At 36.2% G+C, this 23,625-nt stretch carries 19 protein-coding genes and 1 pseudogene; 14 read left to right on the top strand and 6 right to left on the bottom strand.

Annotation, left to right across the window (positions count from 1 at the left end):
- Positions 1-629: 629 nt before the first annotated feature.
- From BGC7_RS13805 to BGC7_RS13790, 6 genes are all read left to right on the top strand, one after another.
- Entirely contained in the window at positions 630-875 is a 246-nt protein-coding gene (locus BGC7_RS13805) for a MerR family transcriptional regulator (RefSeq protein ID WP_050702192.1), read from the top strand.
- A 601-nt stretch (positions 876-1,476) separates the two neighbouring features.
- Complete coding sequence (locus BGC7_RS13800) at positions 1,477-1,761, top strand: Arm DNA-binding domain-containing protein (RefSeq protein ID WP_050702191.1); 285 nt, start codon at positions 1,477-1,479, stop codon at positions 1,759-1,761.
- On the top strand, positions 1,758-1,943 hold the full coding sequence (locus BGC7_RS17940; protein WP_157258735.1) for a hypothetical protein: 186 nt from the start codon (positions 1,758-1,760) through the stop codon (positions 1,941-1,943). The genes BGC7_RS13800 and BGC7_RS17940 overlap by 4 nt, the downstream gene beginning before the upstream one ends.
- A gap of 24 nt (positions 1,944-1,967) precedes the next feature.
- Positions 1,968-2,138, top strand: coding sequence for a hypothetical protein (locus BGC7_RS18335; RefSeq protein WP_185112984.1), 171 nt, complete (start codon positions 1,968-1,970; stop codon positions 2,136-2,138).
- A gap of 416 nt (positions 2,139-2,554) precedes the next feature.
- The gene (locus BGC7_RS13795; protein WP_050702190.1) at positions 2,555-3,211 is read left to right on the top strand and encodes a response regulator transcription factor; all 657 of its coding nucleotides are present in this window, start codon (positions 2,555-2,557) and stop codon (positions 3,209-3,211) included.
- 3 nt (positions 3,212-3,214) lie between these two features.
- Positions 3,215-3,973, top strand: a complete 759-nt coding sequence (locus BGC7_RS13790) for a sensor histidine kinase (protein WP_082206770.1) — start codon at positions 3,215-3,217, stop codon at positions 3,971-3,973.
- 147 nt (positions 3,974-4,120) lie between these two features.
- On the opposite strand, the gene BGC7_RS13785 is transcribed toward BGC7_RS13790, so the two are convergent.
- The 5 genes and pseudogenes from BGC7_RS13785 to BGC7_RS13770 form a co-directional block, all read right to left on the bottom strand.
- Positions 4,121-4,411: a hypothetical protein gene (locus BGC7_RS13785; RefSeq protein WP_157258734.1), complete on the bottom strand. Its 291-nt coding sequence runs from the start codon at positions 4,409-4,411 to the stop codon at positions 4,121-4,123.
- A gap of 85 nt (positions 4,412-4,496) precedes the next feature.
- On the bottom strand, positions 4,497-5,009 hold the full coding sequence (locus BGC7_RS13780) for a hypothetical protein (RefSeq protein WP_050702187.1): 513 nt from the start codon (positions 5,007-5,009) through the stop codon (positions 4,497-4,499).
- A gap of 8 nt (positions 5,010-5,017) precedes the next feature.
- Positions 5,018-5,581, bottom strand: a complete 564-nt coding sequence (locus tag BGC7_RS13775; protein WP_050702186.1) for a Panacea domain-containing protein — start codon at positions 5,579-5,581, stop codon at positions 5,018-5,020.
- 158 nt (positions 5,582-5,739) lie between these two features.
- Entirely contained in the window at positions 5,740-5,985 is a 246-nt protein-coding gene (locus tag BGC7_RS17935; RefSeq protein WP_157258733.1) for a hypothetical protein, read from the bottom strand.
- 358 nt (positions 5,986-6,343) lie between these two features.
- Positions 6,344-7,266, bottom strand: a pseudogene (locus BGC7_RS13770) (IS1595 family transposase).
- A 124-nt stretch (positions 7,267-7,390) separates the two neighbouring features.
- On the opposite strand from BGC7_RS13770, the gene BGC7_RS13765 reads away from it, so the two are divergent.
- The gene (locus BGC7_RS13765) at positions 7,391-7,756 is read left to right on the top strand and encodes a sensor histidine kinase (RefSeq protein ID WP_050702185.1); all 366 of its coding nucleotides are present in this window, start codon (positions 7,391-7,393) and stop codon (positions 7,754-7,756) included.
- A 173-nt stretch (positions 7,757-7,929) separates the two neighbouring features.
- Here the strand turns inward: BGC7_RS13765 and BGC7_RS13760 are convergent, their stop codons facing one another.
- Positions 7,930-8,241 carry a BACON domain-containing protein gene (locus BGC7_RS13760; RefSeq protein WP_050702184.1) on the bottom strand — a complete coding sequence of 104 codons (312 nt, stop codon included), beginning with the start codon at positions 8,239-8,241 and terminating at the stop codon, positions 7,930-7,932.
- 625 nt (positions 8,242-8,866) lie between these two features.
- Between BGC7_RS13760 and BGC7_RS13755 the strand changes: the two genes are divergently transcribed.
- The 7 genes from BGC7_RS13755 (at position 8,867) to BGC7_RS13725 (ending at position 23,371) form a co-directional block, all read left to right on the top strand.
- Positions 8,867-11,998, top strand: a complete 3,132-nt coding sequence (locus tag BGC7_RS13755; RefSeq protein WP_242034442.1) for a SusC/RagA family TonB-linked outer membrane protein — start codon at positions 8,867-8,869, stop codon at positions 11,996-11,998.
- 24 nt (positions 11,999-12,022) lie between these two features.
- Positions 12,023-13,915, top strand: coding sequence for a RagB/SusD family nutrient uptake outer membrane protein (locus BGC7_RS13750; protein WP_050702193.1), 1,893 nt, complete (start codon positions 12,023-12,025; stop codon positions 13,913-13,915).
- A gap of 13 nt (positions 13,916-13,928) precedes the next feature.
- Positions 13,929-15,386, top strand: coding sequence for a SusE domain-containing protein (locus BGC7_RS13745; protein WP_050702183.1), 1,458 nt, complete (start codon positions 13,929-13,931; stop codon positions 15,384-15,386).
- A gap of 98 nt (positions 15,387-15,484) precedes the next feature.
- A complete protein-coding gene (locus BGC7_RS13740; RefSeq protein WP_050702182.1) occupies positions 15,485-17,188 on the top strand; it encodes a DUF6377 domain-containing protein in 1,704 nt (567 codons plus the stop codon).
- 42 nt (positions 17,189-17,230) lie between these two features.
- Entirely contained in the window at positions 17,231-19,000 is a 1,770-nt protein-coding gene (locus tag BGC7_RS13735) for a SusE domain-containing protein (RefSeq protein ID WP_050702181.1), read from the top strand.
- Between the two features lie 116 nt (positions 19,001-19,116).
- Complete coding sequence (locus tag BGC7_RS13730) at positions 19,117-21,147, top strand: glycosyl hydrolase family 95 catalytic domain-containing protein (RefSeq protein WP_050702180.1); 2,031 nt, start codon at positions 19,117-19,119, stop codon at positions 21,145-21,147.
- 1 nt (position 21,148) lies between these two features.
- The gene (locus BGC7_RS13725; RefSeq protein ID WP_050702179.1) at positions 21,149-23,371 is read left to right on the top strand and encodes an alpha-L-rhamnosidase-related protein; all 2,223 of its coding nucleotides are present in this window, start codon (positions 21,149-21,151) and stop codon (positions 23,369-23,371) included.
- Positions 23,372-23,625: the final 254 nt, after the last annotated feature.

Here is a 23,625-nt window from a genome sequence, read left to right as displayed (position 1 = left end):
GATAAAACTTTTAATCACAACAATTTATACTTATCATTTTTTTTAGACTTTTTTTAAAAAAAAATTATTAGTTCAAAATCGAGGGAACTAATATACTCCCATCAACGATTAATATTCATCTGAACTCGGCTCTACTTTTTTTAAATAAAGATCAGAAAAATATTATTCTTACTTGGAAGAAAGTACTTGTGCTATTGAATTATGGATTTCTTCAAAGTCTTATGTTTGCTTCTACAGGCTAAAGTAAGTGACTACTCTTCGGATTAAATTGCTCTTTTCTCTATGGGTAATTACTGTGATATTATTAAATATACACAGCTATTCGATCAAAGTCAACATCATTTCTTTAATATTAAAATGCTCTCTGGGTTTTATTTATTCATTTTTTCTGTAGAGTCAACATCTGAGCTAGGTTTAACCCCACTCTTCTTCTAAAGATCAGTTTATGAACTCATTGAAGGTTCAAATTATTAACATAAATTCAAAATAGCGTCTCCAAATATGTAATTTTTCATAAATGACAAACTAATCAATTATATATATACATTACAATAATAATTTAGTGATTCGAAATATAATTAAGGATTTTCAAATTTTTCAATATTCAAATATTAAATAAAATATTGCGTATGGATACTATTATCGTCACAACTGAATCAGCAATCGAAAAAATCTTAGAAAGAGTAATAGATAGAAAATTTCCTAAACCGGAAATATCTGAGTTTGAAAATACTTTTAGTATAAATCAGGTTGCTAAAATGCTCAAGCGTTCTCATAAAAAAATTTCAGACCTTGTTGATGCTGGCACTCTTAAGGCAACTCCGGACAGGAAAATATTTGAGAGCTCGATAATTGAATTCAACCGAAAGCAATAATCCGGCTAATTATAATAGCTCTTGAAAGGCATAATCATTGATTGTACGGTTTTTTGAACAAAACCTGTTTTATTATTCAACCATTATTTGCTTATTCGACCACAAGTCATATCAGAAGAGTAGATACAACCGTTTTCATTTTTTTACTACGACAATTCAATCTCATACTTTACAATTACCTTGATCAGCAACTCACTTAGAAACCTGTGGTATATTTGTATTTTACAAAAAAACCTTTATTCTAACATATACTTTTTTTTACCTTTGCATTCAAATAAAGATAGAAAGGTAATTAGACGCAAAAAAGGATTAACAGATTGACATTTAGCATGATATTTAGTATTTGTCCGATGCTGTCTCAATCTAAAAAATGCAGAATTTTATAGTTTTCGTTGATTTTCTGTTACCAAGTCATTACCTGTTTTTGATGACGCAGAATACGGCAGAATACTATCTATAAGGCTTATATATAATCACTTGCATAAATCCAAGCGATACAGGTCAAAAAAACTTTTACACATAACGTATTAATAGCCGACCGCTCATTTTTCATGGCTCGAATAAATCATTTGATAGTAATTTTAAAACTGAAAAATGAGTGATGACAAACGAATTGAAGGTATTATTTTATCTGAAGAAAAATCAAGAGAAAAAGAACGGTCTTTGTCCTGTCATGGGAAGAATCCATGCCAGTAAAACGATGGCTCAATTCAGCCTGAAAATTAATATCAATGCTAAATTATGGAATGTTAAAGCCGGAAGGCTGACAGGCAAAAGCCAATTTGTCAACGAAGTCAATAAGCAAATAGAAAGAGTTAACCTGCTAATCTATTCCCGATATAATGAGGCGTCCTTATTGGGCGAACTTTTACTGCTTTTGACTTGAAAGTCGTACAGGGAGTTGCCCAAGCGCAGGAATCACTTTGTACCTATTTGGGTAATATGAATGTGAAATTAGCTGTAAGGGTAGATAAAGATAGATCAGTAAGTACCTTGACCAGCCATAAATATTATCATGCTTTACTGGTCAAATTTCTTCAAACCAAGTACAAGTTGGATGATATTTAATTCAAGGCTCTGAATTAATCTTTTATCCAAGACTATGTCCATTTTCTCCGTGTAATACGAAAATTAGAAGCAAGGACAACTGTAAATGCTGTCAACCGATTGCGGGAAGCCATATCCGAAGCGATTGATGAGGGCATTATCGGTAGAGATTTAGAGATTCTTTCTTCTCCTTTGAATTGGAATCTCCCGAAATAAAACACCGGGATATTAGCAGACAAGATTTAGAAAAGATTATAGTAGCCGAATTTAGAAATGAGATAACTGCCATTGCCCACGATATATTTGTATTTTCCACATTCTGTAGAAGTGACAAAAAATTATTGTATTATACATAGTCAAGAATCATTCTTATAGAGAACTGAGTAAATATTCTCCTTGATAATAAGCATCTCGTATCAAGTATGTATCATCAAGTCATATCACAATAAAGGAAATCGCGAATGAATTTGGTTTTAACGACGAACGTCATTTTTTCAATATTCTAAAATAGAAGAGGGGTTTCACCTTCATCTTATTCAGAAAAGGAAAATTAAGATAAACTTAAGACTTCTTTATTTTATATCCTCTACTTTTGTTTTACCTTACAATGTATTAATTGATCAAATACGAATATTCTTATTATTGAGGATGAACCGGGCATCTACAATTTCTTGCAAGAGGGTCTTGAAGAAGAGGGCTATACTATCGAGATAGCATCGGATGGCATCAAAGGGATTGAGAAGTACCATCAATCGAAGCCAGATCTAATATTATTAGACTGGATGCTTCCGGGTATGTCGGGGCTGGATGCCTGCAAAGAAATACGGAAATACAATAAAGAACTCCCGATTCTATTTCTTACGGCGAAGGATACTATAAAGGAAACTATCGAAGGACTAAGAGCAGGTGCGAATGACTATATAAAGAAACCCTTTTCGTTTGAAGAACTTCTTGAACGAATTAAAATACATTTCAGAAACAGGCATGAAGACGAGATTCTGTTTCTGGGAAATATCTCGCTCAATAAATCCTCTCATCAGGTATTCAACCATGAAAAAGAAATATCTCTGACCCAGCGAGAATTCGCATTACTCGAATTTCTTATTAGCAACAAAGGAAGAGCCTGTACACGGGATGAGATCATAGAAAAAGTGTGGAATATCAATTTTGAATATGACACAGGAGTTATAGATGTTTTCATGAACTCTCTACGAAAGAAATTGAATATAGATAAAGAAACAGGAAATATAAAGACCGTCCGGGGTATCGGATACATTGCCAATGACTGAAAGATGAAAAAGTTATCCTTACAAAACCGTATCGCATTTAATGTCATCATAAGTACCGCATTTCTTATAATGGTATTATGTGCTGTGATTCTGATTACATTCAAGATCCATTCTGATAAATTGAGTGCCGGTACAGAAATTACAATCGAAGATGTAAAATATTTATTTACAATTTTATTGAGGGTATGCACTGTTGGTTGCTTCTTTGTGTTCTTTTTTCTGTTTGCACTATCCAGAAGAATAGCACGTAACAGCACAAAACCGATCCGCGACATTATAAATACAGCTAATTCAATCACTCATAATAACCTCAATGCAAGAATCCCATTACCTACAAGACGGGACGAGTTGTATGAGCTTTCAGAAACAATAAATAAATTGTTGGATAGAATAGAATATGCCGTAGAAAGAGAGAAGTCTTTCACTTCTTACGCCTCGCACGAATTCCGGACTCCTCTCGCTGTGCTGAAAGGTACGATGGAAGTTCTTCTGCGTAAGCCTCGTAGTGATGAGGAATACAAAGAAAAGATCAAAGCTTGTGCCAAGGAAGTAGATAAAATGAATGAGATGGTAGAACAGCTTCTCATCTTAACAAGATATGAGGAAGGAAAGAGCTCGTTAAATTATAATCATTGCTTTATCGAAGACTTGATAAATGATAGTGTCTGTATTTTTTCGGACGCTATACTGAATAAAAAATTAGAAGTAACTACAACTATTCAGCCCAAGAGAATAAAATTAGGTAACTATATATTACTTTAAACAACCGCTGATAATCAGTCAGTTTTACTTATTTATTGTAAAATTCACAGATATAATTTGTATATCAAACACCTATAAACAAGAAAAGCGAATCAATTATAGATTCGCTTTTACTTGAAAAAATTATAAAAGTAAAATATGAATAAGTTAGAGTAATTTTGATATTACTGCTTTTTCTTCTTTTACGGCTGTCCAACCTTTTTCTGTTTTCTGATACTTATTTCCTTCAAATTTTTTTATCTCTCCTACTTGTGTTCTTTTCCCTTTTTCTACTGAATCTATAATATCGTTTGCTTCACAAAAGATTTCTTCTGATATAATACCTTTCTTTAAATTCTCGGAAATTCTTTCTTTTGTTTTATCGATAATTAATTCTCCTCTTTTAAAAGCGTTTTTTAAATTAGGAAAGTCTTTTACAGTTAGCGTTGAATCTTTCATATTATATTTTTGTGATAAAATACAATAGTATATCATAGTAAAACAACACCTAATAAAAAAGAGAATCACTTAAGTGATTCTCTTTTCAAGATTTATCCTCAAAACCAAATTTCTTTTTCTGTTTAGGAGTAAGTACTTTTGAATTCTCAATATGCTCAGTTACTAATTCATTATCACGTTTGGTTAAACTACCAATTTCAACTCCTATATTTTTTATTTTTACTTTGTTTATTTCAAAGAGTTCACTACAATCTAAATAACTATCATATTTTAATAATTGAGTATAATCTTTTTCTTTCAGCGGAAATTGACAATCTAATAAATCTTTTGTATTTATAATATTTTCATTGATCTCACTATTGATAAAAAATGTGCCCACAATTCCATCATTAGGAATTTCTCCTAAAACTACAAAATATTTATTCCTGTGCTTATACTCTCCTTTTATAGAAATACCATCTGATTTATCAAATGCCATTTTTAATATCTTACCTTTGGTGAAAGATTTATCTGTAATCTGAGCTTCTTTAGGCTTTTTATTTGTTTTAGAAGTTTGTATTATAGGAATATTAAGCTGCCTGCTTAATTGTTCTGCCATACTTTCTTTCACAATGATAACGCTCTTTTCAGTTGCTCTTTTTCTCTTATATAATTAATAACATCTGATGTAGCACCACCTGCTTTAGCAATTTCAATTAAAGAAATTCTATCTTTTTCAGGATCATCTTGCGATCTCATATATGCTTCTTTCCAAGCACTATCATGCGATATTTCAGATAAATCATAAGAATCAACATCTTTATAGTTTTCTATTGCATTATTAAAAAATTGAATATCAGTTTTAGATAGTTCATCAGTATCTGGTTCTTCCAAAGGGATAACTTTTGAATCTTCAATTTTAAATACTTTATTAAAATTTACTAAATCAGCTACTTCTGGTTGTCTACCATCTAATATTTGATAACATTTATAAGTGAATGAAGGAACTGGGCCATGTTTAAGAGCACAAAATGTTTCATTAAATATTGGTTTCCCATATTTAACTAAACTTTCCTGTTGCGCAAAATACATTATTTTAAAAAGTTTTATGTAGTCTACGCCTTCTTTAAAACTTTTTAAAATAAAAAGCAATGATGCTTTTATTTTTAGTATTTCATTATTAGTTTTCATACTAATTCAATTAATACATAATTTATGTCAATAACTTCCTCTAAATTAAGTATAAAGTACAACAAAGATATAACTTTTATATCTCTTATAACAAATAATAGATAAAAAAGATTCTTAAATATCCACTAATTTAACTACTTATGCAACATTAAAAATATTTAATCATCATCTCTCCACACTCTTAAATAATCCTGATCTTTCAATATTCTCTCTCTTCTTTTTTCTTCTGTTTCTCCTAAACAAGCCAATAAAACAATACATAATATAGGAGAAAGTAATAATGATAAAATAATCCAACCGATTGTACTTCTTCCTTTTGTTATTGCCATTTCACTTACAAAAACTAAAAGAACAATTATCACAACAATAACTAATACTGATAAAAATAATAGAACTGGTTCCATAGTATTTCACTTTTACTCAATGCAACCTTATTGAGCAATTATAATAAAAGAAGCGGGTTGCAAGCCTTGTTTTCATCAGGTATCGCCAAACACCCACATATACAAAGACAAACAACCCACCTTGTACTAAAGTAGTTATTCGTGCCTTGTATATGTTTTCTAAAATTTGGCGATTTCGATGAAAACCAAGCACTTCTTATTTTTAATATGTCTATCTCATTAGAGATAATGCAAATTTACTATTTTTTCTTAATCTTGTTCTTCTTCTTTAAATCCTTATTTTTTACAGAGATATTACTTGTCATTGCGAATTTAATGAAATTATGAAATTCTTCTTCTTGTGTTTTTTCTTTCTTTTTCATGCTGCTATCAAATCTTTATATCTCATCATATATGCACAAGTTCTACATAATAAGAAATTGAACCGGTCATTATCACTTATCTTACGAGTATTATATCTGAATACAAATTCGTCTACATATCTCTGTAAATGTTTAGTACTCATAGAATGATATATTCCAATATATCCACGTTTTAATAATGTCCAGAATCCCTCTATTGTATTAGTGTAAATATCTTCATCTACGTATTGACCTTTTCCGTGATCTACTGAATAATGAGAATACATCTTATGAACTTCATTATATCCTCTCCATTCGTCAGTATATAAAATAGCTGAACGACGAACATATTCTGTAATTATAGGAGTTATTTCTGATTGAGAAGTATTATTCATAACTCTCGCTACAATATCACCTTTTCTTTGTACCATTCCTAAAGCTGGTGTTTTATCTTTGCAACTTCTTCCTTGAGAGTCTTTAACTTTTTTGTCTGGATGCCTATTCTTGTTTTTTCCTCCTACAAAAGTTTCATCAGCTTCTACTTCTATATCTAATTTTCCTCCATTCTTACATTCAAGACAGAAACGTATTCTTTGAAGTAAGAACCATGCTGTTTTCTGCGTTACTTTCAAATCTCTACTTAATTGAAGAGATGATATTCCCTTTTTATGCGTCGTAATTAGCCATATTGCAACAAACCATTTTCTCAATGATAATTTCGTATTTTCAAATATTGTTCCAATTTTCACATTAAAGATCCTACCGTATTTTTACAAATATATCTGCTCTTACTAAAAGTATAAACTTTTGATTCACGATCAAAGGGCGATATAACTCCATTCGGCCAGATTAATCCTTCTAAGTATTTAATACAAGATTCTTCTGTAGAAAATGCTTCTAATAACTCAAGTAAGGAATTGAATTCTTTTATGTTAGTCATAGTTGTATCTTGTTAATTTATAACATAAATATCCCCCATTATTTTGAGAGGTCCAACATATTTTAAGAAAAAAGGTCATATAATATTTAATATGACCTTTGACTGAAAGTCTCTTTTGTTTAAAGTGCTATATAGTTACCTAAAATTATATACAGACGAATATTCTTTTTCGACAATTCTGAACAACCTGATATCAAATGCTGTGAAATATAGTAATGATACAGGAAAAATCGATATCCAGGCATATCAGCAAGAAGATTTTCTTATCGTTGAAATAAAAAATACCGGATATGGTATTCCTCAAGAAGAACTAAATTTCATATTTGATAAATTTTACCGTTCCTATGCTTCCGAAGGTACTAAAATTAAAGGCTTCGGTTTAGGGTTGCCGATAGTGAAGCGCTTTTGTGACTTATTAAATATAAAGATCACAATAGATAGTGAAATAAATAAGTATACAACCGCAAAGTTAATTATAACTCTACAATAATTGTTATACAGAAAAAGCTCTTGTCTGGGAAAGTACAAGAGCTTTTTTTTATACTCTTAAGCTAATCTTAAGGTGATCCTAAGTTAATCTTAAGCATTCCCATATTTCTTATATCTACTTTTGTTAGTGAGAAAAGATTTAAGTTTCCGCAATAAAAATCAATTATTGTTAAACTAAAAAAGATAGTAGGTTATTAGCATTGAATACTCTAAGTTTTCGTCTGCATCAATTGTTATTTCGGCAACACCTTCACCTGAATTGGGGGTTACAGTATACCATGAGCCGCTACTTTTCTTTTCTATTTCCCACTTTGAATTCGATGTTATTTTAAAACTTTTCTTTTCACCGAGAGCATCGAAAGATATATTTTCTACAGACAGGGAAAGAACATCATCCGGTTGATTATTGTCCGGATTATCATCAGAACAATTGAAAAACAATATTAAAAGAAACAGAAAGATTGCCGATAGTGTTGTATTCTTCATCAGTAAGCAGATTTTATTGTGATTATAAATCTATTAGGTTACACACAGTTTTGAAACGAGTGCTAGATAAGCATTTGCATTTATTAATGAATCCGGCATGAAAGTTTTTTGTCATTTTTGCCAAATATTAGATCTGTTTTTATTGGGCTTGCATTGCCTAACACATGTACCGGACATGTAGTTTAAAGGACGTCTTAAGTTTTGTTTTCCATTAGAAGATCCCTGAAAGATCTGTTTTTTCAGATACAAAAGGGAACTAGCCAATGATATCTGCTGCATTTATAACAGTTGGGAGATATTAATAAAGAACCAGTATTTCATTCGATATTTGTGTAAGATCGATGTATATGCTAACACGTGAATAAGGGGTTTAGCTAAAAGCAGTGAAGTTGCATGGGAACCCGATAGTAAAGAAATAATCATGTATGTAAATAAAAATGAATTTCTGCAATCCTACTTTATTTTTATGCGACTTACACGTATTACGTTGATTGTAACATGATTAACTATTATCAAACCCTACATTAAGATTTGTAATATACAGAAGAACACTTTTTATGTAATAACTTTGATTTCGAATAAATATAAAATGTCAGTCTACTAACTTTTAAATCTAAAGCTAATTATGAATCATTTTCTACTACAGAAAAGAGCTTTTTTATTCATGATTTCTTTCACGTTGCTTGGTCTTAATTGCCAGTTAGTTCGAGCAGGGAACGAAAAATCAGGGATGATAAAAGATCATAAAGTGATCGGTCAGAATGTACCTAAAGCAATTCTTATAAATGGGACAGTTATAGATGCTGATAAAGTTCCTATTCCCGGGGTTATAGTCTTGGTTAAAGGAACGAATATAGCAACAGCAACTGATGCTGATGGGAATTACAACATCAGTGTTCCCGGTAAAGAATCCGTTCTTGTTTTCAAATTAATAGGATACAATGAAGAGGAAGTTCAAGTCGCAGACCGAATAAATATTAACATTACCCTGAAAGAGATTTCCACAGAGCTGGATGAAGTAACCGTTGTGGGTTTTGGTACCCAGAAAAAGCTGAGTGTCATCGGTTCGATAGAAAATCTGGAACCGGCTCAATTACAACTCGGGACAAATAGATCAATGAGTAATAATCTGGCGGGGCAGTTGTCCGGAGTTATCGGAGTCCAACGCTCGGGAGAACCCGGAAAAGATAATGCAGATATATGGATACGAGGAATAAGTACCTTCAGTGGCAGCAGCAGTCCCCTTGTCTTGGTAGATGGCGTAGAACGCTCTTTGAATGATATGGATCCCGCCGAAATAGAATCCTTCACCATCCTCAAAGACGCTTCTGCCAGTGCTATGTACGGAGTCCGTGGTGCGAATGGAGTCATACTTATCAATACTAAAAGAGGCGTTGTCGGAAAGCCAAAGATATCACTTCGTGTCGAAACGGCTCTTAGCGAACCGACCAAATTACCCAATTTCGTAGATGCTGCAACTTATATGGATGTAATGAACAGTATTGCCGCCGATGCGGGAAAAACAGAAGATAAATATCCATTTACACAAGACCGTATAAATAAAACCCGTTCGGGTTACGATCCGGATCTTTATCCGAATATTAATTGGATAGATGCAATCACTCGTGATTATGCCTCAAACCAACGTGTAAATTTAGGTATTAACGGAGGTAGTGAAATTCTACGATACAGTTTAGTTGCTTCAGTCTTTAATGAAAAAGGCATCATGGAAAGAGACCGGACTCAAAGTTGGGATGGATCAACCAAGTTGACACGCTATAATGTCCGGTCAAATGTAGATGTGGACCTGACTAAAACAACATTATTGCGGGTAAACATTGGTGGTTATATGCAAAACGTAAACAAAGCGAACCATGACACCGAGGACTTGTTTAATGTCGCATTCAATACCCTTCCATATGCACATCCTACAAAATATTCGTCAGGAGAAATTCCTGTAAAGGACGGTAACCAGAACCCTTGGGCTTTAGCTACACAAAAAGGATTTCAACGAATTTACGACACTAAGCTGGAGTCACTCTTATCGCTGGAGCAAAACCTGAAATTCTTATTATCCGGCTTAAAGGCTAAAGCAACATTTGCATTCGACAGTTATAGCAACAGTGCCGTAACGCGTGGAAAAGAACCTACCTATTACAATACTGCCACCGGGCGGAATCATGATGGGGATCTTATCCTGTCCATATATAAATACGGACAGGACTTTCTCGGACATTCTGCTACGGGAAATTACGGCAATAAAAGTACATATATTGAATTCCAGACTAATTACAGTCAAAACTTCGGAGTCAATTATATCGATGCCTTATTGTTATACAATCAACGGAGCTATGATGACGGCGGAAAGTTACCATATCGCAATCAGGGTATAGCCGGCCGTTTGTCTTATTCATATGATCGTCGTTATATCACCGAATTTAATTTTGGCTACAACGGATCCGAAAATTTTGCTAAAGGCAAGAGGTACGGTTTCTTTCCTTCAGTAGCCTTGGGCTGGATGCTGTCAGAGGAGTCTTTTATGGAATCATTCAAAACGGTATTATCTAAAGCCAAGATACGTGGTTCTTATGGTATTGTCGGAAACGACAAAATAAATGGACGTCGTTTCGCATACATTACCACCTTAGGAACGAATAAAGGGTATACGTGGGGTACTGATGGAGACGTGAGTTACACCGGTAGAGAGGAAGGAGAGAAAGGTGTTTCGAATTTGACATGGGAAACCGTGAGCAAGGCAAACCTGGGTGTTGAATTAGGCTTGTTTAATCAGGTAAATTTAAATATTGACCTTTACCAGGAGCACCGGAAGAATATATTTATGCAACGTACCACAATACCAGGATCTGCCGGATTCATAAATTCTGTATGGGCTAATTATGGAAAAGTAGATAATAAAGGTATCGATGTGTCGCTGGATGCTCACAAACAGGTTTCCAAAGATTTATTTCTGTCAATGCGGGGATCATTCACTTATGCCAAAAACACGATTAAAGAAAAGGATGAAATGCCGGAGGTTGTTGGTACATACCGCTCATACACTGGACAGTCGGTATCCACATTGTATGGACTTCAGGCTATGGGACTCTTTAGTGAAGATGATTTTATTGATATTGACAACGGGATACTTAAAGATGGGATACCAACCCAATCATACAGTAAGGTCCGCCCCGGGGATATCAGATATAAAGATATGAATGGCGATGGAATAATAAATGATGAAGATAAAGCTCCCATCGGTGGCACTGAAATTCCCCAGATAGTCTACGGATTCGGTATTTACGGACGTTACAAAAATATAGACTTATCCGTATTTATGCAAGGAGTAGGTAAGACACAGCGTATTATAGGCAGTGACCTTTTTATCCCGGGCAGCGGGTCCGGTGTGTTGGGGAATATTCATTCCAACTACACCGACAGATGGACTACTGATAATCCGAGTCAGGATGTGTTTTATCCACGGCTGTCAGAATCTACCAGCCTCAACAATAAACAGCCTTCTACCTGGTGGAAAAAAGACATGAGTTTTTTACGGGTTAAGAATATCGAAGTGGGATATAATTTCACATCGAATACGATAAAGAGAATAGGAGCAGAAAGTGCACGTCTTTTTATAAGTGTCAATAACCTGTTTTGCTTTTCCGACTTTAAGCTTTGGGATCCCGAGATCGGAGCTAATGACGGTTTGATATACCCCCCGATGCGAACTTTCTCTATCGGTTTTGATGTAACATTTTGATACATGATTATAAATATTACAGGCATGAAAATTAGAAATACAATATATATATTATCAGCATTCTTAATGCTTTTAAGTCTCACATCATGTGAAGATTATCTGGATAAAACTCCTGATGACGAACTGACTATAGAAATGGTTTTTAACGATAAAACCCGTACAGAAGAATGGCTGGCCGGAATATATTCGAGTATCCCAAGCCCTTATTGGGATTATGCCCGGTATGCCGGATATGATGCATTGGCAGATGATCTTAGTCCATCCGAAGGATGGGTGAGCCTTAACTGGCAGGTCATCAACATGATGCATGGGAACTGGTCTCCACAAACAGAATGGCAGATGTATTACTGGTCGGAGCTGCCTAAACGGATGCGCTCGGCATATATTTTCCTTAAAAATGTGAAAGCTATACCATCCCAGAAGATGTATCAGGAAGATGTAGAGTTAATGAAAAACGAAGCCCGTTTCCTTATAGCTTACTATTATTCTCTCCTGTTAGAGGCGTATGGCCCTTATCCTTTCGAGCAAGGGGTGATCTATAGCGATGAGGATATCGAAAAACTCCGTATAACCCAGGCTCCTTTTGATGAAATTGCCAATTGGGTAGATAAAGAACTGGCCGATGTTGCCAAAAATCTTCCTGCATACTATACGGATAACAGTAAATTTGGCCGGGCTACTTCCATTATGTGCCATGCAGTCAGAGCCCGTCTTTTATTATTTACAGCAAGCGACCTTGTAAATGGGAATTCTGATTATGCCGGTCATATCAATAAAAACGGAGAGGAGCTTTTCAATAGCACATACCAGCCTCAAAAATGGGAGCGTGCAGCCAGAGCCTGCCGTGACCTGATAAATCTGGCTCACAACAATGGATATAAGCTGTATAAAGAATACAATGACGATGGGAGTATCGATCCTTTTATGTCATATCAGAATGTGATATTTAAAAGATGGTCCGATGGAAATAAAGAGATTTTGTTTGCCCGTCCTAAATGTGATGATTTGTTTGAATTTGACAAGCACTGCTCTCCACGGGGAAGTGGAGGAAATGGAGGTTTGAGTGTTACTCAATCGCTTGTCGATGCTTTTTTTATGAAAAACGGCTACCCTATAGATGATAATACCAATTCGGGTTATCAGGAAAAAGGTTTTTCTTCAGCATCGGATATAAGAAATACAAAATGGATAGAAGGCAGTCCCAATAAGATTGCAGGCGAAGTAACTACATCAGGTACTTATAATATGTACTGTAACCGCGAACCACGCTTCTATATTTCTGTCCTTTACAATGGAGCCTGGTATCGGCAAAGCAGTCGAAAAACCCAGTTTATGATGAATCAGATGGATGGCGGACCGGGATACGACGCACCTCAAAGCGGTTATTTAAACAGGAAAAAGATACACCCTGATCACAATTCGCTAAATGGTGTAAACCCCTATCGCCCCGGAATATTATACCGTTTGGCAGAGGCATACCTCGATTATATCGAATGTGCATTGGAATGTACTAATAGAGGAATTACAAATGAATACTTTAACGAAGCTCTCGGATATTGGGATGATCTGCGCGAGCGTGCGGGCTTACCGCCTATTAAGACCTGTTATCCGAGTGCTTCGACTGCTGATCTGATCGATTTATATAAGAAAGAGAGAAGAGCGGAACTTAATAATGAAGGTAGCCGCTTTAGAGATCTTCGCCGTTGGAAACAGGCTGAAACTGTGTTAACCGGAGATTTTGACGGAATGAACTTTAACGGAACCAAGTATGAAGATGATGATAACAAGACAACCTCTTTCTTCAAACGTACCAAATACATGAGTCGGGTATTCAAAAAACAATTTTATTTCTTTCCTGTGCCGAGCTGGGAAATGGATAAGAATCCCAATTTAGTTCAAAATCCTTATTGGAAATAAATCTTAAATAATTATGAAAACAATATTTAAATTATCTATATTACTATTTGTTGTACTGCTTGGATTTGCATCCTGTAATGACGATGACGACAATCAGTCTGCAGCTGACATATTGACTATCTCCACATCAGAAAGTTCTATTGTTCTTGATCAAGGCAATAGAAATGAGACCGCCATTACCTTTAAATGGAACAAGGGACAGGACAGAGGCCCGGGAACAAGCATTACCTATTGCTTCGAGATGGATATTGCCAATAATGATTTTCAAACGGCAATACCTTTAGAGGAATTAGGCCCTGATGTTTTTGAAAGATCATTCACTGTACGGGAGTTGAACAGCCTCATACTGAATTACTGGAAGAAGGCAGCTAATGAACCCATAACACTGGAAGCTAAGGTGATAGCCCGGGTGGAAGCCGACAAGTTTATAAAGCCCGAAATCTCTAAAGTGACAATAACGGTACAACCATATTTTATATCCTCCATGCCTATTTACATTATAGGTGATGCAACACCTGCAGGTTGGAATATTGCCGGAGCGATAAAGATGACCGAGATAGAACCGGGCGTTAAATACTCTTATAAAGGGACATTCACACAAGGAGAATACCGTTTTATCGAAGGACGTGAAAGTGATGTGCCTACATATGAACAGGGTAATAGCCAGACCAGCCTGGTCTTTGTCGAAAAGGGAAAAGATTCTTATAATAATTTCAAAATTGAGAAATCCGGAAAATATGAAATAATAATAGATCTTGTTAAAGGAATACACGAATCCGAATATTATCCGGAATACGAACGTATTTTTATGGTTGGTGATGCGACTCCGAATGGCTGGGACATAAATTCGGCATTCGAATTTACCTGGACCAAAGGTACGGATGAATTTGTGTATGAAGGTTTATTGAGTACCGGTAGGATGAAATTCCCACTGGAAGAAAGAAGTTGGTTTACCAGTTTCCTGATGCCGATGACTACAGTAGAAACGGATCTTAGCAAGACGCAGATGCAGGTCGTACCTACAGGAGGCGTTGATAACCAATGGGAGATAACAGAAGCTGCTTTTTATAGAATTACATTGAATTTAGAAAAAAAGACAATTATCTTTGAAAAATATGGTGAATTAATCTACCCGAAGTATAAACGTATTTTTATGGTTGGTGATGCAACTCCCAATGGCTGGGATATAGATACGGCATACGAATTCAAGTGGCAGATAAATACATCCCTGTTTGTATTTGAAGGTTATCTGAATCCCGGGGAAATGAAATTCCCATTGGAAGAGAGAAGCTGGTTTACCAGTTTCTTAATGCCGATGGAGAACAGGCAAGAAGATTTATCCAATACAGCTATGCAGGAAATTCCTACTGGAGGTGTTGATAATAAATGGATAATCACTAATGCAACAGCAGGAAATTATAAATTGACACTGGATGTGGAAAAGATGACTATTAAGTTTGAAAAGAAATAATATTAAAAAGGAAAAGGCAGGGCGGATATGAGATTCATATGTATAGTTTTCATATCCTGCCTACTTTTTACAAGAGGAAAAGGCCGTATAATTGTGTTATGAGGAAGATTGTATTTGTATTCATATCATTCGTTTGCGCTGTCCTGCCTTTGGCTGGACAGCAGGCGGATGATAATCTGTTGGATGAGTTGGATGAGACCATAAAATCAAGAGATATTTATGCTGCACGACGAGAAGGAGTGCTGAATAATTTGAAGGAGGGGTTGGTTTCACAAACAGATCTTCAGGAGAAATATAAAATATATTCCCGCCTTTTTGATGAATATCGTTCTTTTCAGAGTGATACGGCCATCGTATATGCTGAGAAAAAACTGAAACTTGCGCAAAAATTGAAAGAAGAGGCTAAAATGGATGATTCCAGGCTAAATCTTGCCGAAATATATGCCATCATAGGGTTATACAAGGAATCGTTGGATATGCTTGAAAGTATAGACAGGGCCAGGCTTAACGAAGCGCTCGTGCCTTATTATTACCATATTCATTGTACGGCTTATAAATATATGAACAATTTTGCGGTTACGCACCAACAGCGAGCTTTGTACTATGATAGACTTAACTCGTATTGTGATTCTCTGGTAAATGCAGAGAAAGTGGGAACAAACAGCTATGTTTTTGCCAAAGCCAATTATTTGATGCAAAAAAAAGATTATAAAAACTCTTTTATGTTTTTGCATTCCAATTATCAGAAACAAGATCCCCTGAGCCGGGATATTTCAGTTTATGCATATCTCATGGCATTGAATCTGGAGCAGGAAAATGATAAGATGGGAGAAAAACATTATCTGATCATTTCGGCAACATCAGATCTGAAATCAGGGATAAAGGAATATATCTCCCTTCGCAGATTAGCCTATTTATTATACCTTGACGGAGATATAGACAGGGCATATTCCTATATGAAGGTTGCAATGGAAGATGCAATATTTTGTAATTCGCATATGAGGATGATGGAAGTCTCACAAATTTTGCCAATTATCAATAACGACTATCAGATAAAAAAGCAGAAGCAAAACCGGCAGCTATTCTTTTTCTTGGTTAGCATCAGTCTTTTATCTCTATTATTATTGCTGGGTATAGTCTACATTTACAAGCAGATGAAACGGATAAATGTGGCTCGCAGACAATTGAAGGAGACCAATAAAGAATTACAGGAGGCTAATATGAAATTGGAGGAGGCTTCCCGGCTTTTAAGATTGAATGTGAGTAGCCTGGAGCAGTTTAACAACGATATGCAGGAGATGAATAGCAATTTGAAGGAGGCAAATTGTATAAAAGAAACATATATAATCCGTTATATGGATTTATGCTCGGAATATCTTGATAAGATAGAGATCTATTTAAAGCGGTTAAAGAAGCTGGCCGTAAAGGGTGATCTCGGAATACTGAATAATGAGTTGAACCCGACTGAATATATAACTGAGAATCTAAACCTGTTTTATAATAATTTTGATCTGACATTCCTAAATCTGTTTCCTTCATTTGTCGAGGATTTTAATAAGCTTCTGAAAGACGATAGCCGGATAGAATTAAAAGGCGGAGAGCTGCTTAATCCCGAATTACGCATATATGCATTGGTCCGTCTGGGTATAGCCGATAATATAAATATCTCACGATTTTTGAGATATTCTCTTTCTACGATTTATAATTACAGGACTCAGGTGCGAAAAAAAGCACTAAGCGAACGTAGCGAATTCGAGAAAAAAGTAATGACAATAGGTGTCGATATTTTCTCCGGTTTGTAAAATACTCTTTTAAATAATAAATATAAATAATATAACATTGATATGAAAAAAGGTTGGAATCTATTTTTATTGCTAATTCTGATTCCCATGATGGGTATTGCCAGCTCATGTTCCTCAGGAGATGATGAGAATGAAGATAGTGGTACAGGAGGTGGAAACAATGGAGAAGCTCTTGATGTAAAGGCATCTAAGACATCATTCTCATTGTTACAGGAGAATGAATCGGATGATGCCGTTACTTTTACCTGGAACAAAGGTAAAATTACCGACAGGGATGTAGATTATTTCTTTGAATTGGATATAGCCTATAACAACTTTGTGACTTCTGTTCCTGTTGAGCAAATGGCAAATGGCGTTTTCTCAAAAACTTATAAAGTCAGTGAACTCAATAAATTGCTTATTGACTATTGGAAAAAACAACAGACATCGTCTGTCGAATTGGAGGCCCGTATTACGGCGAAGATTGCCTCCGGTGACTATGTCAAACCGGAAACATCGACTGTAAAAATATCTGTACGTTCATATATTCCCGAATATACGTATAATCCGTATAAGGCGCCATTATATTGGAGTCCTTATGAATATAATTTTGTAAAAGACCAATATATCCCCGAGGATGAATGGAAGAAAAACATCGACTGGGTTGCACAGAATCTGGCACCATATGGATATAAAATGGTTTCTACCGACGGATGGATGTCCGAGGACGGCAGCTACAATCAAGATGGCTATCTGGATCGTCATTCGGTGCATTGGGAGCATGATTATAAATATTGGTCCGATTATTTAAAAACTAAAGGAATGATTCTTGGGGTTTACACTAATCCGCTGTGGATACCGGAATCTGCAGCTCAAAAAGGATACAAGATTAAAGGCACTAATATACCGATATCCAATATCGTAAATTTTAACGAAAAGACTCCGGGTTACCGCTGGGTACAGATAGATCGTGATGGCGCTGAAGAATGGGTAAAAGGCTACGTAAAACATTTTGCCGACATGGGTGTGAAATATTTGAGAGTGGACTTCCTCAGCTGGTTCGAAAACGGATACGATAGAGGTTTCGGGCAAATCGGAGTAGAACGCCCGCATTGGATTTACGAAACAGCTTTGCGCTGGATGCGCGAGGAATGTGACAAACATGGCATTTTCCTTAGTCTTGTGATGCCTCATCTGTACAACGATGCCGAAACAGAAGTCAAATATGGCCATATGGTGCGTATTGGAGAAGATACCGGAGTTGGAGGCTGGTGGAAATGGAGTGACAACAACAGAGGTGTACACCAGTATGGATGGTCTCAATATTCGAATCCATTTGACGGATTCATATACTTTTCAAGAGTATCCGGACGTAATAAAATGATTCTGGATGGGGACTTTATCCGGTTGAATACCTATGCAAGTACCGATGAAAAGCAATCGGTTATATCAATCAATCTTGTAGCCGGCGGCCCTGTGACTGTTTCGGATCAGTATAACTCCATTGGATCTGACTTATCACTCTACCAAAATGAAGAAATGCTGGATTTAAATGCCGATGGATTTGTAGGTAAACCATTATCTAACGATCCTAAAAATGAAAAAAGTTCTACCTGGATCGGTCAAATGACTAATGGTGATTGGATTATAGCTTTATTTAACCGGGAAACATCCAATAGAGAACACAATATCAGATTCTCGGATTTGGGTATCGATGGAACTTTCAAAATAAGAGACTTATGGACAAGAACGGATGTTGGTACAGCCGACAGTTATAGTGTCACATTGAGACCTAGAGCTTGTAAAGTCATTCGGCTCAGTGAAAATCAATAGTCTTTAAGTCGATAAAATAAGAGACTAACTTATTATCTAAAATTGATAAATAGAATGATTTGGATAAGCTATGCAATAGCTTATCCACCTACTCTTTTAATTTTAAAAAAAAGGATATGATAAATTTCAAAATATTAACAATCAGCTTTTTATGCATTTTTTCTATTCAATTATCATTTGCACAGCAAGACGATAATGCATGGGTTATGGAAGCAACAAGTACAAAGGATTATACGGGGGCTCCCATAGCCAACGGGCGGATAGGGATATTACCATGGAAAGAACCGTTCTCAATACAACATGTTATTCTCAATCACGTCTTTGATATTGATGATAACTTTGGTGTTGCCCGTGTTTTAAAAGGATTAAATCCGTTTACGATGAAGATGACGGTAAACGGAACCGAAGTTTCGCAGGATAACATCAGTAATTGGAAGCAAAGTATCGATATGAGGCATGCCTCCCATACCACTTCTTTTTTGGTAAACGGGAAAGCCGAAATAAGCTATACAGTCAGGGCTCTATACAATCTTCCTTATTCGGGATTGATTACCGTAAAAGTGAAAGCATTGACAGATATCTCCATCGGGGCCGATAATGAGATGGACGTTCCCGAAGGATATATTGATGTGAACCATGTATTCAAATCGCTGATTGCAGGAAAGGACAAACGTGTAAATATTTTACAAACAAATGCATCATCGAATAAACGTATGCATAAGGTTGCTGCCTCATCGATGTTTATCTATCAGGAGGATAAATTTAAATTCGCCAGCCGGGAAAATAAACGAATAGTGCTGTCGGCCGATATAAAGAGAGGAGAAGAAGTTTCATTCTCACTTGTGGGAACAGTTTGCTCTACCCGGGACTTCATTGACCCATTCAGCGAATCGGAACGTCAGGTAATATACGTGGCACACGAGGGTACAGCCTCAATTATAAAGGCTCATAATCGCCATTGGGATAATCTTTGGCAAGGTGATATCATCATTGAAGGAGACCGGGAAGCCCAGCTTGCTGCGCGTTTTGCTTTGTTCAACCTGTACTCTTATTGCAGAAAAGGCTCTAACCTTAGTATATCGCCAATGGGGCTGTCATCGCAAGGATACAACGGGCATATATTCTGGGATTCGGAGATATGGATGTATCCCCCGATGCTGTTTATGAACCAGGATATAGCCCAATCGATGATCAATTATCGTACCGACAGATTAGTGGCTGCCCAGAACAGAGCAGGGACTTATGGATATAACGGAGCCATGTTTCCCTGGGAGTCGGATGACTGGGGAGAGGAATCAACACCTATTAACGCTATTACCGGACAATTCGAGCACCATGTGACTGCCGATATCTCCATTGCCTGCTGGAACTATTATTGTATGACAAAAGATACCAAATGGCTGAAAGAAAAAGGTTATCCGCTAATGAAAAAAGTGGCTGAATTCTGGATCAGCCGGGCTGAGAGAAATACAAACGGAACTTATTCTATCAAAAATGTAGTGGGTGCGGACGAATATGCAGAGAATATCGACGATAATGCATTTACGAATGGTGCTGCCGCAAAAGCGCTTGACTATGCCGCACAGGCAGCAAAAGTATGCGGGGAAAAGGCTCCTGCCCAATGGACGGAAATAAGCCGTAATATAGCATTTCACCATTTCGTTGATGGAGTAACCAAAGAATATATAGACTATGACGGACAAATAATAAAACAAGCCGATGTTAATCTTTTAGGCTATCCGCTGGGCATAATAACAGATCCGGCACAACTGAAAAAGGATCTGGCATATTACGAAACGAAAATAGACAATGTGGATGGGCCGGGAATGGGCTATTCTATTTTCAGTGTTCAGTATTCCCGCCTGGGTGATGTAGACAAGGCAACCGAAATGTTCTATCGTTGCTACCAACCCAACCTGCGACCTCCATTCAATGTCCTGGCCGAAACAGCAACAAGCCATAATCCATATTTTGCAACTGCTGCCGGAGGATTATTACAGGCTTTAATCAATGGATTTGGGGGGCTGGAAATAACAGCCTCGGGCGTTGAGCAAAAGAAATCGGTGTTGCCTAAACATTGGAAAAAATTAACGATAAAGGGTGTCGGAAAAGATCGTAAAACCTACGTTGTAAATAATAATAAATAAAATGATGAAAATACTAAAACTTACAACCCTATTTATATTGTCTATTTTATATTCACATAGTATTCAGGGACAAGAGAAAACCATATATAGCAATGATAAATATATATGGGAATCGAGCAAAATGATACAGAATGGATTCGAGGGACAAGCCCTGTCTCCAACCCACATCAAAAGCAATTATATAAGTCCCTTACAAAAAGAAGGAGATGAGCGATATGAATGGGCATTGAAAAATGACATTTCTTCTTATCCTCAATATTCTTCTTCATTTCCATTGGAGAATGCTATTTACAATATGGGGCTGGATGAAATGGTCAATGCAGTGGAACCATTCTTAACTTTGCGCACCGGGACGGACTGGGCAGGAGTATGGACACGTGATGTCAGTTACAGTATCATATTAAGTATGTCTTACCTGCAACCTACCGCATCGAAAAATAGTTTACTGCATAAAATAAATTCTCTGGGTAAAATTATTCAGGATACAGGAACCGGAGGGTCATGGCCCTGTTCCAGTGATCGCCTGATTTGGGTTGTTGCAGCCTGGGAACTATATAAGGTTACAGGTGATTATAACTGGATACAAAGTATTTATCCTGTAATAAAAGCGTCATTCGAAGATGATTTCGCAATCGTATACGATAAAGAAACCGGCTTGGTGCGGGGAGAGTCTTCTTTTATTGATTGGAGAGACCAGAGCTATCCCAAATGGATGCAACCGGCTGATATATACCAATCGAAAGCGTTGGGCACTAATGCAGTTCACTACCAGGCACTTCGTGATGCTAGTCAAATAGCAGACCTGTTAAACAAAGGAGACGATGCTGCATTTTTCCAAAATAAGGCAGAGCAGCTAAAAGCAGCGATCAATAAGTATTTTTGGATGCCCGACAAGGGGTATTATGCTCAATTTCTTTATGGCCGTCAAAATAATATCGTGTCTCCACGTAGTGAAACTCTGGGAGAATCATTATGTATTCTTTTTGATATAGCTTCGCAAGAACAGAAAAAAACAATCACACAGAAAATGCCTGTTGTATCTTACGGACCCTCTATTTTTTATCCTCAAATAGCAGATATGGGAGACTATCATAATAATGGAATCTGGCCTTTTGTAACCTCTTATTGGACATTGGCCTCAGCAAAGGTGAAAAATGAGGAATCTGTATTACATGCCATTGGTAGTACATATCGGGCAGCGGCAATATTTGCCACCAACAAGGAAAATTTTGTAGCGGACAATGGTGATTGGAAAGGGACACACATCAATTCCAGCAATATGCTGTGGAGCTTATCCGGGAATTTAAGTATTGTGTACAATATCTTGTTTGGGATGAATTTCGATACGGATCGAATGACATTTCATCCGTTTGTCCCCAAAACTCTTGCCGGAAAAAGAAAACTCAGCGGTTTTAGGTACAGGAATGCAACCCTGGATATAGAAATCAACGGATATGGAGATGAGATAAAGAGTTTTACTATCAATGGGAAAAAAACTAACCCGATGATTATGGGTAGCCTGGAAGGCAAGCATGATGTAAAGATAGAACTAAGTAACCGGGATATTAAAAAGTTAGAAATGAACCTTGTCCCTAATAAATCATCATTATTGACTCCACAGACAAAGATAGACAACGGCACTCTGCTCTGGGATGTTGTTCCTGAGGCGGCATCTTACACGATTATAAAAGATGGGAAAAAGATGAAAACCCAAAATTCGACATCAATAAAACTGAAGGAAAAGGGAGAGTATCAGGTTATTGCTAACTGTAACGATGCAATAAGAAATTCTTTTGCCAGCGAACCTCTTATTTGGACTGACTTTGGTATCTGGACATATGATATTGGAAAATTAAAAATCTCAAAATCGGGAAATACCAGAATTTCAGTACCTATAGCCATAGACAAAGATGGAGAGTATGCTATTGACTGGTTATATGCTAATGGTAACGGACCAGTATCTCAGGAAAATAAATGTGCAATAAGAAATCTGGTCGTGGATGATGAAACTGTCGGTGCGACTATTTTCCCACAAAGAGAAGAAGACAATTGGGATAATACAGGTTGGAGTAATATTATCAAATATAAATTGAAGAAAGGGGAACATACTATCCAACTTGTGTTTAATTCACAAAACGAAAATATGAATATCGAAGTCAACGAGGCTATTATTCATCAACTGAGACTCTATTTGTTACCTGAAGATAAACCTAATGTTAATTGATACTAGATAGCTAGTAGTAAAAAGATCTAGGAGGGTATTTACTACCCTCCTGTTTATTAGAAAGTTAATTTGTTTTCTTATCTGGAGGTCGCACCGCTATGCATTGGTTGATACTGACAATATTATAAAAGGACTGAATTTGATAAAAAGAGTTTCACATCCTACTGTCAAAACAAAAGTCATCCGTTCCTTTCAATTTATGGATGAAACTTATCAAATTGTGCGCATATCTAAAAAGCAAGTTGTCTCGTCCT

It is taken from the genome of Dysgonomonas sp. BGC7 (assembly GCF_001261735.1).
GTDB lineage: Bacteria > Bacteroidota > Bacteroidia > Bacteroidales > Dysgonomonadaceae > Dysgonomonas.
This window is presented reverse-complemented; position numbering and strand designations above follow the sequence as displayed.

What these genes read in the sequence shown, in the direction of transcription:
- BGC7_RS13805 (WP_050702192.1), top strand. Translation starts at nt 630, where the DNA reads ATGGATACTATTATCGTCACAACTGAATCAGCAATCGAAAAAATCTTA.
- BGC7_RS13800 (WP_050702191.1), top strand. Translation starts at nt 1,477, where the DNA reads ATGACAAACGAATTGAAGGTATTATTTTATCTGAAGAAAAATCAAGAG.
- BGC7_RS13790 (WP_082206770.1), top strand. Translation starts at nt 3,215, where the DNA reads ATGAAAAAGTTATCCTTACAAAACCGTATCGCATTTAATGTCATCATA.
- BGC7_RS13785 (WP_157258734.1), bottom strand. Translation starts at nt 4,411, where the DNA reads ATGAAAGATTCAACGCTAACTGTAAAAGACTTTCCTAATTTAAAAAAC.
- BGC7_RS13780 (WP_050702187.1), bottom strand. Translation starts at nt 5,009, where the DNA reads ATGGCAGAACAATTAAGCAGGCAGCTTAATATTCCTATAATACAAACT.
- BGC7_RS13775 (WP_050702186.1), bottom strand. Translation starts at nt 5,581, where the DNA reads ATGAAAACTAATAATGAAATACTAAAAATAAAAGCATCATTGCTTTTT.
- BGC7_RS17935 (WP_157258733.1), bottom strand. Translation starts at nt 5,985, where the DNA reads ATGGAACCAGTTCTATTATTTTTATCAGTATTAGTTATTGTTGTGATA.
- BGC7_RS13760 (WP_050702184.1), bottom strand. Translation starts at nt 8,241, where the DNA reads ATGAAGAATACAACACTATCGGCAATCTTTCTGTTTCTTTTAATATTG.
- BGC7_RS13755 (WP_242034442.1), top strand. Translation starts at nt 8,867, where the DNA reads ATGAATCATTTTCTACTACAGAAAAGAGCTTTTTTATTCATGATTTCT.
- BGC7_RS13750 (WP_050702193.1), top strand. Translation starts at nt 12,023, where the DNA reads ATGAAAATTAGAAATACAATATATATATTATCAGCATTCTTAATGCTT.
- BGC7_RS13745 (WP_050702183.1), top strand. Translation starts at nt 13,929, where the DNA reads ATGAAAACAATATTTAAATTATCTATATTACTATTTGTTGTACTGCTT.
- BGC7_RS13740 (WP_050702182.1), top strand. Translation starts at nt 15,485, where the DNA reads ATGAGGAAGATTGTATTTGTATTCATATCATTCGTTTGCGCTGTCCTG.
- BGC7_RS13735 (WP_050702181.1), top strand. Translation starts at nt 17,231, where the DNA reads ATGAAAAAAGGTTGGAATCTATTTTTATTGCTAATTCTGATTCCCATG.
- BGC7_RS13730 (WP_050702180.1), top strand. Translation starts at nt 19,117, where the DNA reads ATGATAAATTTCAAAATATTAACAATCAGCTTTTTATGCATTTTTTCT.
- BGC7_RS13725 (WP_050702179.1), top strand. Translation starts at nt 21,149, where the DNA reads ATGATGAAAATACTAAAACTTACAACCCTATTTATATTGTCTATTTTA.